The sequence below is a fragment of the Pseudoalteromonas sp. SR41-7 genome, from assembly GCF_014163935.1.
Taxonomy (GTDB): Bacteria; Pseudomonadota; Gammaproteobacteria; order Enterobacterales; family Alteromonadaceae; genus Pseudoalteromonas; species Pseudoalteromonas distincta.
Genome location: NZ_JACJEF010000011.1, coordinates 99,283 through 112,897, shown reverse-complemented (window position 1 = coordinate 112,897; position 13,615 = coordinate 99,283). Strand labels below are relative to the sequence as shown.

Here is a 13,615-nt window from a genome sequence, read left to right as displayed (position 1 = left end):
TTTAATTATTTTGTTTTCAAAACGGTCTGCAATTCATCACAGTACCTATTTCGGTTTGAATAGTAGGCCCAACTCAAGCAAAAGGTCAACACTTTGACAACGAAAAAACACATTAATTTACAACAACTTAAAGAAACAAAAAGCTAACACATTGCGATATCATCACCATTAACCAAAGAGCAATATTCCACTTTTTGGTGCTATGCTAATAAAATGAAATTAAATGTAAGCAAAACTTGAAAGTGAATTAACATTTGTAGATTATGGTGTTCCTAACAAACAAAGGAATTGCTATGAAAACTCACCTCGTATGTATTTTAATACTCACTATCTCATTCTCGGCTTTCGCTAACTTAAAAGAGCTTCCGGAAGAATTTTCAGATTTTAGTTTAAATAGAGATATTACTGTCTCATATGATGACTTAGATACTCTTCTAAGTTTTACTGTAATTGATACTGGAGCATCAGATCGTTCCAAACTAAATTCTCAAGCCTCCATCGGTACAAGAATGAAGTCGCATAAAAATAACGACACAGCATTAGAAGCAAATCGTTTCTTCTTTGAAGAAGTAACAAAATCAGAGATTAAAGACGGTTTTTATAAGATCAGAGTTAGCCTAGAAAGTCTGCCAAATGAAATCTCACTTAACGAACTCAGCCTTGATGAGCAACTTGCTTATTGGTTAAACCTGTACAATACAGCCATGTTAGAAAAACTAATCACACACTATCCTATTCGCGATACAGAAGATTTACTCTTTGGCAGCAATTCAATTTTAGAGGATGAGTTTTTAAATGTTGCTGGCCATAAACTTTCTTTAAACGATATACAACAAAATATTGTTTTTAAAAAGTTTGGTATAAAAAAACCAATAGTTATGTATGGGTTTTATCAAGGAAATATAGGAAGTCCTAACATTCGTGCCGAAGCATATAAAGGAAACAAGGTTTATCATCAATTAGTTGAAAACGCTGAAGAATTCGTCAATTCAAATAGAGGAACTAGTATCAAGCGAAAAAATCGCCTTTATGCTTCTAAGTACTATGAGCAAGTTAAACCATTATTCGAAAACTTCGAGAAAGATTTACGAGAGCACCTAAAAGACTATGCAAACCCGCCAATGAGCTCTGATATAAAATATGCTAAGAGCTTTAAAATAGGTATTGAAGATTGGAGAATCACTGATATTTATGGCACAGAGCGAAAGTTTGGTGGCGCAGCGTCAACAAATCCTGCCGCCATGCTCAATGCTGTTGCAAATAACTCATCAAAACCAATAGGAGCTGATGGCGCAGGTTCAGGACTAGGTGCTGTTAACATAAGCTTTTTATCTAATTCTATTTCGGAGAAAACGATGGACTTTGGCCGCTTTTCTCCAGAAATGCTCGAAAAAATTAGAGCTCTCAAGCTAAAAGAAACTGATAATAGTGGCTCTGTAAAAATAAAAGACCTTTAATAAATTTTATTATTTAACTTTAAAAAACACCCTGTTAACATGGTACGAAAAATAGGGTGTTTTATGTCTAACTTTCTTAACTCTGCGCTCGCTGCTTATAATTCACGCCAATATAACCAAGCTATTCTTTTTTTAAACAAATGTGATATTAAAACTGTTGATTGGTATATTTTACTTGCCGCTACATATAGCGCACTTAACCAAAATGAAAATGCCGAACAAACATATTCTTACGCAGTAAATAAGTTTCCTTCATCCCTCCCTCTAATTGAAAACTATACAAACTTGCTGTGCAGAACTGCTAAACATTCGTTATGTTTAAACTTTTTAAAAAACACAAGATATTTGGCATTAAGCAAAAAGGTATCTCTGAATTTTATAGAAAGCTTGATCAAAACCAACCAGTTGTTACAAGCAAAAAAGGAACTTTCTAAAACCGTATCTGATGAAACCTTAAAAGAGAGATATCACTGGTTAAAGCTTGAATTACTAGAACGTTTGGGTGACTTAGAATTAGTTGAAAGCTATTATCTATCTTTACCTGCCGATTTAAAAAATCAATTTTTATTTAAATATAAACGTGCTTGTAATTTTCGCAATATGGGTAAATTTGACAATGCTTTAGATATATTTTTAATGCTAAGCGATAAGCAGAACAAGTATAGCCCCGAGGTTAACTTTTTGATTGGCTGTACTTACTATGATTTACTAAAGTTTGAGCTCTCAGAGCAGTATTTAAAACGATGTCTTGAACAGGCTCCTAACTATATACCTGCGCATGAGTGTTTAAATAAATTATACTGGGATCGTGCAAACAAATCAGCCCTTATGAGCTCCTACAATAGTACATTCTTAAATCATGCTAAAAACCCACAACTAGTTCAATCACAACTAGCTCAGCTTTTACATTTTAAAGATTTTAATCAAGCCCTTGATGTATCTTCACAAGCAATTAGGCTCTTCCCTGATAACTTAGACATAAAACATGCTCATGGCATCATTTTAGGTAAGCATGGGCAAAGTGATAAAGCATTCATTATATTAGATGAGCTTGTATCACAGGCTCCCCAATCAGCAAGATATAGTGTAGATTTGGCAAACTACTGTATTGAAAATTTTGAATATAAAAAAGCAATATTGCACTTAAACACTGCAGTTAAACACAACCCTTTTGATCAAGAAATCTGGGCTTATTTATCCACAGCTTGGCGCTTAGCTAAAGACGATAAATATCATTGGTTAACTAATTACGATATGTTTGTTAAAACAATGGCTCTACCTACGCCTAAAGGCTACAAGTCGTTTGACTCTTTTGGGAAGGAACTCAAGGAACTATTACTTACTCTACACACTAAAGAACAAGACCCGCTTGATCAAAGTGTTAGAAGAGGAAGTCAAACTGAAGGACACTTACTCTATCGCTCTAATACGTTACTCTCATTATTTAAGCAGTCAATGGAGTCATGTATATCTACTTACTTAAATGATTTACCAGCAGATAGTATGCACCCATTAACGGCAAGAAATAGCCTAAACTTTACTGCCAAAGGCAGCTGGTCAGTAAAACTAGAAAATGGAGGATATCATGCCAATCATATTCATCCTCACGGTTGGTTGTCAGCACCCAGCTATATTTCTATACCTGATGAAATGAGTAAAAATGATCCACTTAAAAATGGCTGGTTAAAGTTAGGAGAAACATGTCTTGATCTAGGAAAAAGAGAATCAATAGATCGCGAGATATGCCCTGAAAGTGGACAAATTATCATTTTTCCTAGCTATATTTGGCATGGCACAAATGAGCTTAAAAGCGATAGACCTCGCTTAACAATACCTAGCGATATTATGCCAATTGGTTAATCTAGTTGATTGAAATTCAAACTAGTGCTATAAAAATAAACAAAAACAAAGGATTGATCATGATAAAATGCTTGCTACTTATAATCGCTATTGTTTTTATTCCAGTGAAAGCTGAAGAATTCTCTTTACCCGAAGAGTTTTCAGATTTTGGCTTAAATAGGGATATAAGCATATCTTATGAAGACCTAGACCAACTCCTAGAGTTAACCGTTATTGACATGGGTTTATCTGATAGGACTATTCTAAAACCAATAGTAGGTAATGGCACAAGGTTACGATCTAATAGAGACAGAGATACGGCTTTAGAGGCTAACCGCTTTTATTTCGAAGAAGTTGTAAAATCGGATATTAAGCTAGGTTTTAAAGTAATTCGCCAAAGCCTAGAAAAAGTACCTGAAGAAGTCCCTTTAAACGCATTAACCTTAGATGAGCAATTAGCTTATTGGCTAAACTTATATAATACAGCCATTATTGAAAAGTTAATTGAACATTACCCAGTTCGAAATGCAAAAAAATTACTCGAAGGTGAAAACTCAATACTAAACGATAAATTTATAAATGTTTCAGGCCATACCTTGTCACTTAATAATATTCAACATGATATCGTTTTTAAGAAATTTGGGAATAAGAAAATAGTAATGTATGGCTTCTATCAAGGGATAATCGGAAGTCCGAATTTACGTAACGAAGCTTACACAGCTGATAAGGTATATAAACAACTTTCAGGTAATGCTGAAGAGTTTGTAAACTCCAACCGAGGCGTTCAAGTTAAAAGAAATCGTCTAAACGTTTCTATTTTTTATGATCAAGCAAAAATTTTATTTCCTGACTTTGAGAACGATCTACTAAAGCATATTTTAAACTATTCTGATTCTTCTATTAACCCACAAGTAGAAGATTCGGAAGAATTAATTCTAGCTATTGAGGACTGGAATGTAACCGACATATACGGCACTGAGCGCTCATTTGGTGAGGGTAATGCCACCAACAAAGCGGCCTTACTAAATGCCGTAGCAGCCAATAGTAACGTGCCTGGTGCAGGCGCTATGAATCTTAGCTTCCTAAGCGATATGTTATCCTCTAAAGTTAGCTCTCAATCTCGCTTTTCACCTGCAGTATTAGACAAAATTAATAAGCTTCGTCTCAAGAAAAAAATCAATAGTAGTAGTGTTAAAATAAAAGACTTACCCACTAAATAATTAAATTGTATTCAGCGCTCTATTGAGTGCTGAATACTCTCAGTGATTAATCTAATACATTATTAAACTCTTCAAAATCAGAAATAGATAAGCTTTCTTTAATATATCTACTGAAATTTTTATATCTTCCCGATGAAGATGTATAAAGAGGCTTTCTCACCTGCCAAACACTAGCAGTACTTACAATATTTTTTTGTTGATGAAATAAACCGCTTTCACCTTGATATTTTACGCCTAAAAATTCGAACAGAGGCAATAATACCCCCTCGGGCTTTGAAACAAGTTCATCATAATTGACTGTAAAAATATCATTAGGATACTTTTTTAGCCAATGTGCTTTAACACGCTGCTGCGCTTTATGATAGTGCACTGTATCATTCAGTGCGGTCGCATAATTCAAACTTGGGCCTAAATGTTGAAAGTAAGCTGATAAACTGTTATCTCTAATATCGCGCTGTGTCCAAATAACTTTTGCTTCAGGGTACATCATTTTAATTATATCAATGTATAAGTAGTTCTCAGGCCGTTTATCAGTAACAAGACTACTTTTTCCCGCTCTTAACTTTAATTCTTTCTCATAACCTTGCTGAAATAATGTTGAGTTAACCGTGCTTGACAGCACTTTAGGCTTATCAATTAGATTGAATAGTTGCTTATGCAAGTAATCAATCTCTCCTCCATTGCTAATCACCTCAGAAGTGCAAATTATTTGTTCTATTAAGGTTGAACCAGACCTAAACATGCCACAAATAATAATTGGAACAATATCGCCAGTCTTACTTTTTACGTTACTAAGCTCTCTTGCTAGTGTGTTACTTACTTGATTTTCGATATCAACCCTGTTGTATTGCGGGATATATTTTCGATTAAAACTATTGGCTTTAGTATAATAAGACCATGATTTTTCATAATCTTTGCTATCGTCAAAAGCTTTTCCAAGCGCATAATACATATCAGCTTTTAACACATCACCTTCTGTAGCTTCTAAAATAGATAGGCTTTTTAGTTCGTATTCTAACGCTTCTTTTTTATTAAATGTTTGTATATCAGCAATTCTCGCATGCGCCAGACCATATAAAGGATTTATCTTTAATACCTGATTAAAGCTCTTTAAACAGTTTTGCTTATCACCAAGCTGCTCATATATATTAGCAAGATTAAAATAGGCATTAATTTTATTTGGTTCAACTGTAATTGCCTGCTGTAAATAATTAGTCGCAGTCCCATAATCAATTAAAAGCTCAGAGTAGACGGATGCTAACTCCACATAAGCGGTATATATGTCGTGGTAACCAAGCTCGATAGCTGCTAAGAAAGATGTACTTGCAAGAATACCATTGCCATCTTTTTTTGCCATTTCACCCAATTGAAAATACGACATTGCGCTATCCGGTACTATTTCAGTGTATTTTTTAAGTAAGTCTATTGCTAAAGAGAATTCATTACTGGCGGCATATAACTGACAAAGAGTATTTACATAATCGAATTTTTTGGGGGCTAATGAAATGAGTCTTCTACAAACTTCCTTACTTTTTAGTAAATCTCCTTCATTCATAGCTACTTTAAACAATACAGCTAAAGCTTGCTCATTAACTTCAGGGTTGTCGCATAAACCTTCTAGGGTTGCTTTTCCTGCCACAATCTTTCCACTATTCAATTGCTGTATTGCAAACAGTAAACTTTCTTTTACCGATTTCATTTTTTCCCCATAAAAAAAGCGAGCCTAAGCTCGCTTAATATACATTAATTAATTCAAATTAGAATTTTAATGAAAGGCTCGCATGGAAGTAACGACCTAACGAATCGTAGTAACCAGCAATAGCATTTGCGTTTGTTGATAATGAACCACCAACTAGAGGTGCCTCTTTATCCATAACGTTGTTAACACCTACTAATAAAGACGTGTAATCATTAATAGTAAATGTACCTTTAAGGTCAATATAGCTTTGTGAGCTAATACCGTCGTCTTGTACTAATGTATCAGCGCCAGTGTAATCGTTTACACCGCTGAAGAAACGCCATTTAGCAGTAGCTCTCCACCAGCTGCCCGTGTCGTAGCTAGCAGATACAACATGACGCCATTCTGGTTGAGGGAAACAACCGTTATCTAATGAGTCAACACAGTCATATACTTCACTTACACCAGGAATATTATCAAATTCCTTAGTTAACATGTAGGTACCAATGATACTAGTTTTTAATGTACCTTCAGCAATTTCCATATCGTAGTTTGCGCTTAAATCGATACCTTCGTAATGGATATTACCTAAGTTAGTATTTGTAGCAACAACTTGGCCAGAACCTATCCAAAGGCTACCACTACCAGGTGTACGGTCTACGTTATCACAAAATACAGCCGCGCCGCTTTTACCACATTGTGTAACTAGAATTTCTGGGTCAATATTACCAATCGCGTCTTCAAGTTCAATATCCCAGTAATCGATTGAGAAGTTGAAGTTTTCAAATGGGTTACCAACAACACCTAAAGTAATAGTATCAGCGATTTCTGGAGATAAATCTGGGTTACCACCAAACAGAGCATTATATTGATCCGCAGGGCTCTTACCTACATTGCCGTACTGACTTGCAGAAACACCTGTATTTGCACACTCAGCAGCTGTTAGGCTTGGTGTACCAGCACATGGATCAGTACCGGCCCATAAACCAGTGCTTTGTTGAGCAAATAACTCACCATTGTTTGCTGCACGAACTGCACGGTTGTAGCTTGAACGAATTTTCCAATCGCCTGTTACATCCCAGTTCATTGCCACTTTATAAGTCGGCTCAGCACCTGAAGTGCTATAGTCTGACCAACGGTAGCCTAATTCAACAAGTAAACTTTCAACTAACGGTAAATCTTCAACGATTGGTAGGCTAAGCTCACCAAACACTTCACGTACTTGATAACCACCATTTAAACTCTTAGTAGTACCACCTTGGCCTAGTAATAGACCTTGTGCAAATACTTCATCAGCTGTTCTACTGAATGTTTCTTCACGATACTCTGCACCAAATACTGCAGCAACTGGGTACTCTGAAGATGGAAGTGAGAAATCGAATTCGCCAGTAACAAAACCACTTACAATCAATTGCTCAGTAACACCGTTCAAGATTGCCGTACCAGTAAGTGACCCTGCAGCTTCTTCAGTTACACCATCAAACTGAAAAACATCGTACGGAATACAACCAGAAGTCGCGCTACAATCTTCACCATTTGCTGATAAAGCGGTGATTATACGCGGACCAAAGAAATCATTTTCATATGCTGAAGAAGATGAAGTTGAACCGTATTGAGCAAATGCTTCGTAAGACCAAAGGTCGTTAATTTCGCCTTTACTACCTAATACTAAACGGAAAGAGTTATGTTCAAGGCTGTCTGCACGAGGGCCACCTTCAACGTTACGCTTACCAATATAAGTTGCAAACTGATCACCAGAAGTCAATCCAAAGCGCTCAGTTAGTTGTGCACGTTGTGTATCATTTAATAATGGGCTATCAAAATCAATTGAGTAATTATCATTAAAGAACGTACCAGACTCAGCAATCTGCGCTGTAGTGCGGTTACGCATAAACATTGCTTCCATGAACGGACGGAAGCTATCATTGATTTCGTAGTTAGCAAACATACCTAATGTATGACGTTCATCAGGACGCATAAAGTGGTTAATTGGCGCGTAGTTATATGTATTACCAACTGAAGGAATAAAGCTGCTATCTTGACCTAGAGTCCAGTATTCGTACTGGCCTTCACCAAAGTCTACAACACCGTCAGCGTTAGGAGCTGAGATATAAAAGTTAGGGTTAACAGCATTACCTGAACCACCACAAGCTGTACCAGCAGCATTTAGAGCACAAGATGAGTAATCACGTGCACCTTGGCGTAATTCATTTTGTCTGTTGTAAGTAAAGTAAGCTACTGCATGACCCCTACCACTATCAAATGCACCACCTAGAGTCGCTGCAAAATCAAATGACGCGCCATCAAGACCCGTATTACCTTCTTCATATTCAAAGCCAGCATCATCCATTAGGCCTTGCATGTATTCATTATCGTTATTATGTTGGTAAGCAGTTGTACCTACATTAACTTCAAAACCCTCAAACTGATCGTTCATTACAAAGTTTACAACACCAGCAACAGCGTCTGCACCGTAAGTAGATGAACCACCACCAGTCATTACATCTACGCGTTTAATTAGCGCAGCAGGAATTTGGTTAATATCAGCTGATTGTGTGTAAATACCACCAGCTTGCATACGACGACCGTTTACAAGAACAAGAGTACGCTGAGGACCCATACCACGTAAATCAAGAGTTGCAGTTCCCGAAGCACCATTTGATTGGAAAGAAGTATTAGACGCTTCTAGTTGCGGTAAGCTATTCATCATGTCTTCAACACGAGTAAAACCTGCAACAGCAATTTCTTCAGCAGTTGTTACTTGCACTGGGCTAGCTGTTTCCATATCTGTACGTTTGATACGTGAACCAGTAACTTCAATTCGTTCAACCTTATCAACTTTTTCTTCATCAGCAGCAAACGAACTTGCTGAAAAAGCAGCTGTTGAAGCTGTACCGAAAGCTATCGCTAAGCGAACTGCTTTTGAAACTTTATTATTTAACATTCGATTCTCCCAGAATACTTTATATTTTTTATATTTTTTGCTTGATTACCATTTGTTAATAAATGGTAATCATACGTTATGATAATACCAGCAATACAATGCGGTCAACATAAAATTAACTTATTGTTAATTACCAACACTTTCAAAGCTAAAGCATTACAATTTTAAAATCAAAAAATTTACATTGGTATTATTAAATAGCGCCATTACTGCATTAAGGGAAATTATAAAAAAAGGGGGGATTGAATTCACAAAGGTTAACTTTTAGCTTACGGTAACTTAAAAGAGAGAGGTTTGAGTGCTCTTTGATAGCGTCACTTCCATAGCACTAAAAATCATTTCGGCTATTGGGTCTAATTGTTTTTTTATATACAAAGGATAATTCAGTCTTTTATTTGTATCACTGAGCTCTGGTCCATCAAATGTGTAAACATACTCTATAATTTGCCCTCGTTTCACCTCAAAATTTGGGTTCTGGGCTTTATATTTTTTAACTGCTTGGACATGTGGTGGAATATTCTTTTTATATTCAGTTAAATTTTGTCCTAACCTTTTTCTATAAATTAATTTATCGTCAAATTCTCCATTTTGTAAACGCCTAGAGTAAGAATTAACTAACTCCTCTAAAAGGCTTATTTTATAGTCACTACTGAACAAAGTTTCAAACAACTCTACTTGAAACTCTTGAGCGAACTCAGTCCAATCACTTCGAACTGCTTCAACACCTTTAAATACTAGCTCATTGTGATTTTTGTTAATTTTTTGACCTACATATCGTTTTTTAGAGCCCATCGTTTTCCCCCTAATTGTAGGCATAAAAAAAGGACTGTATAAGGTTTCAAATTCAATCTCCAAAAAGCTCTCTAAGTCGTGCTTCTGACTAATTTCTTGTACCCACTGTTGATTGATATTAATAGCTAATTGTTTACCAATTTCATCGCATTGAAGCGTATTCAAACCGTCATCCAAAGTAATGAATATTGAATCTGTATCGCCATAAATTACATTGTACCCACACTCCTCTATCCATTTTTTTGTGGTTTGCATTATATCGTGCCCACGTAGTGTGATTGAACTTGAAAGACGTGGATCGTAAAAGCGACACCCCCGAGAACCAAGCACTCCATATAAGCTATTCATAATAATTTTTATAGCCTGCGATAACATAGGTTTTTGGCTATCTTTTGCTTCTTGTCTTGTTATTGATAGAGTTTTTATAAGGGCTGGTAAATGATTTTTATGTCTTGAAAAAAGTGCATTATTATATCCTGGGATTGCATCTTTTGGATTGAGCAACCCCTCAATTAAACCAAGAGGGTCTATACAAAAAGTACGCATAATTGATGGATATAAGCTTTTAAAGTCGAGTACAAGTACATTTTTATAAAACCCCGGTTTTGAAGACATTACATACCCTCCAGGACTATCAAAACTTAAGCCATGATCTCCTAAATTAGGTGCAACATAACCACTTCGGTGAAGTAAGGGCAGATAAAGGTTAACAAATGAAGCGACTGAACCGCCCATTCTATGAAGTTCAAGCCCCGTTAATTGACTCCTAACAACAGCAAAATCAAGTAAATTTAATTTGTTAAAAATACGTAGAACCAGTACGCAATCTTGTCTATTGTATTTCGCAAGGGATAACTTATTATCATTAAATTGGCGTTCAATTTCTGCTAGCTGGTCACTTGAACTGATGAACTTTTTCTCACCAAGCTCCTTAGCAGCTACATTTGACAGGCTAAAGCTATCATAGTGGTAGGTCGCATTTTTTAACGTGTCTATACCGTCTATAACAACTCTTCCTGGTATAGTTAATCGAGTATAATGGCCTACTCGTATTTTTATTTTTTCGTTATTACGTCCAAGACGCAATTCTATACCTAGAGTTTCAGCTCTGGAGTGAAGAACAGAAAAATCAAACTCAATGACGTTCCAACCAATAATAAGATCTGGATCTGTTTTTGCTATAAAGTGCTGTAATTTTTGTAAAAGATCGATTTCATCAACACACCATATTATTTCAATTGCATCACTATATTTAATAGGACTGCCAATCATTAATACACAATCAATGCCATGACCGACCAAACCAATGGAAAATAATACCCCTTCTCCATTGCACTCGATGTCTAAAGAAACTGTTTTAAACTTAGGATTTACATCTGGGTTATTTTTAAATTGGCAATTGGTTAACAGCCTATATCCGTCTTTTTGTGTAATATCTCCTCTCACCCATGTGGAGCCTTTAATAAATCGCTCCATTAAAAAGCGATCTATAGGGCGTATGTCATCTTCGTATGTCACAATGCCCTCTGCGCTTAGAGCTTTTAACGCATTGTAGTAATGTTTAAGTGATTTAAAGTAGCAACCAGCCACAGTCCCCTGCTGAAAATCTTTTAATTCTACAGGGACAATTTCAAAAGAAACATCTGAGAGCCGCAGTACTTTTTCTACCGTCGCTTTATCCTTTAACTTGATAAAAAAAACAACTGACTCTGGTAAGCTAATTGCTTTTAATGGCCCTTTTTCAGTTAAAAGCCAAATAACAAAACTTACGCCCAAAGGTGAATCAACTGTTTCTGTAGAGAGAATAAACCCCGAGTCTAAGTGCATTAATGAAATAAGCCTTGTAATAAAAAACGACAAAAATAAAATTTGTAAAGCAGGTTATATTTTATTTCTTTCTAAGTTAGTCTTAAGAAAAAATAATATGAGCATTCAATGAGCCCTTCTGAAATTATCCAACACGCTAATAATCTCCTTCAACAAAACAAGCTTCAACAAGCCAAAAAAATAATATTATCTTTAATTCAAACTGCACCAGAGCACCATCAAGCTTGGCAAGTATTAGCCCAAGTACATCGACAGTTAAAAGAGCAAGAGCAATACCAACAAGCCATTAAACAATATGAGATGATTGCTTGGTTTAACCAACGTTTAGATAAAGCGAATCAGCATCTATTAAACAAAGAATTAAAACCAGCAGAAAACATTGCCCATGAGTTGCTCAAGCTTGTAGCGAATGAATACCGTGTTTTAGTGTTATTAAGTAAAATAGCTTTTCAGGCAAACGACTTAAAAACGTATTTGGCTATTACTTCTCATAATATAAATATAAATAGCACAAAATCAGCCGCTTATGATGCGCACATTGAAGCATTATTTAATACAAAGCAATATTTAGAGCTAATCTCTTTTTATAATAGGTCGACCAAATTAGTTACTTTACTACCACAATCCCAAAGTCTACTCGCTGCTGCCTATGTAAAAATGATGGACTTCAAAAATGCATCTCTAAATTACCAATCTTTGTTAAATAAAAATTATTACCCCGCATATTGCAATTTAAGACTTGGAAACATAGAAAAGATAATTGGCAATAACCAAAGTGCTATTGCGTACTATTGCAAAACAATAAAACTAGCTCCCCATATCGGCGAAGCCTATTGGAACTTAGCAAACTTAAAAACATATACTTTCACTCAGCTCAATATAGCTAATTTAGAACAGCAGATAACAATAGACTCAAATAAATTAAATAGAGCACAACTTCACTTTGCTTTAGCTAAAGCATATGAACAACATAGCAGATACGAAGATGCCTTTTTGCAGCTAAGAATAAGTAACGATTTACAAAAGTCACTTACCCCTTACATTACTAATGACTTTAATGAGCGCTGTAAAAAATACCTAACCAAAAAAGTAGCCAATACAGTACATTCCTCAACCGAAAATGAAGTCCAGCTGATATTTATTGTAAGCTTGCCTAGAAGTGGCTCTACACTTATTGAGCAAATACTGGCATCGCATAGCCATGTTGACGCTAGCTATGAATTATCAGAAATCAATTCTATTGCAGTAGAGTTAGAAAACCTTCAGATAAAAAGCAACGTACCTTATAAGCTAAATAGTTTGACTCAAGAGCACTTGGCAACATTAGCCAAACGCTACTTAAAATTCATTGAACCTTTTCGCAATAACAAGCCTTACTTTATTGATAAACAACCAGTCAACTTTCAACATATTGCTCTTATCAAAACTTTATTCCCTAATGCAAAAATAATCGATGTACAACGAGATAAAAAAGCGACTGCATGGAGCCTTTATAAGCACTCATTTTCACAAGGCCATAGTTATAGCTACGATCAGGAAGATTTAGCTCACTACATGAATGAATATTATAAGCTGATGACACATTGGCATAGCGTATATCCTGACGAAATATATACAATTAATTATGAAAGCTTAATAAACAACTTCACTGAAACGGTTAATGATTTATTTGAACATTGCAATTTAGTAGTAGAGCAAGCATGTTATGAGTTTTATAATAACCAACGCCCTGTTTTAACTCCCAGTTCAGAACAAGTACGTAAGCCAATTTACAAAGAAGCGCTGACTGACTGGAAAAAATATGCAAATCATCTAACGCCACTGCTTAATAGGCTAAATTAGTAAACAAGCTGCTTGT

Annotated in this window: 7 protein-coding genes; 4 read left to right on the top strand and 3 right to left on the bottom strand. The window is 35.6% G+C overall.

Annotated elements, in window-relative coordinates; all coding sequences use genetic code 11:
- The first annotated feature begins 293 nt into the window (after positions 1–293).
- From H5092_RS15020 to H5092_RS15010, 3 genes are all read left to right on the top strand, one after another.
- Positions 294–1,457 carry a DUF547 domain-containing protein gene (locus H5092_RS15020; protein ID WP_182733835.1) on the top strand — a complete coding sequence of 388 codons (1,164 nt, stop codon included), beginning with the start codon at positions 294–296 and terminating at the stop codon, positions 1,455–1,457.
- Between the two features lie 63 nt (positions 1,458–1,520).
- Complete coding sequence (locus H5092_RS15015) at positions 1,521–3,317, top strand: putative 2OG-Fe(II) oxygenase (RefSeq protein WP_182733834.1); 1,797 nt, start codon at positions 1,521–1,523, stop codon at positions 3,315–3,317.
- Positions 3,318–3,322: 5 nt separating this feature from the next.
- Positions 3,323–4,516: a DUF547 domain-containing protein gene (locus tag H5092_RS15010; RefSeq protein ID WP_182733833.1), complete on the top strand. Its 1,194-nt coding sequence runs from the start codon at positions 3,323–3,325 to the stop codon at positions 4,514–4,516.
- A 46-nt stretch (positions 4,517–4,562) separates the two neighbouring features.
- Here the strand turns inward: H5092_RS15010 and H5092_RS15005 are convergent, their stop codons facing one another.
- The 3 genes from H5092_RS15005 to H5092_RS14995 all read right to left on the bottom strand — a co-directional run bounded on the left by H5092_RS15005 (position 4,563) and on the right by H5092_RS14995 (position 11,757).
- On the bottom strand, positions 4,563–6,215 hold the full coding sequence (locus H5092_RS15005; protein WP_182733832.1) for a sulfotransferase: 1,653 nt from the start codon (positions 6,213–6,215) through the stop codon (positions 4,563–4,565).
- Positions 6,216–6,273: 58 nt separating this feature from the next.
- Positions 6,274–9,138, bottom strand: a complete 2,865-nt coding sequence (locus H5092_RS15000) for a TonB-dependent receptor domain-containing protein (RefSeq protein WP_182733831.1) — start codon at positions 9,136–9,138, stop codon at positions 6,274–6,276.
- Positions 9,139–9,417: 279 nt separating this feature from the next.
- Positions 9,418–11,757 (bottom strand): DNA polymerase II, encoded by a 2,340-nt coding sequence (locus H5092_RS14995; protein WP_182733830.1) that lies wholly within the window; start codon positions 11,755–11,757, stop codon positions 9,418–9,420.
- A 108-nt stretch (positions 11,758–11,865) separates the two neighbouring features.
- Between H5092_RS14995 and H5092_RS14990 the strand changes: the two genes are divergently transcribed.
- Positions 11,866–13,599 carry a tetratricopeptide repeat-containing sulfotransferase family protein gene (locus H5092_RS14990; protein WP_182712601.1) on the top strand — a complete coding sequence of 578 codons (1,734 nt, stop codon included), beginning with the start codon at positions 11,866–11,868 and terminating at the stop codon, positions 13,597–13,599.
- Positions 13,600–13,615 lie beyond the last annotated feature (16 nt).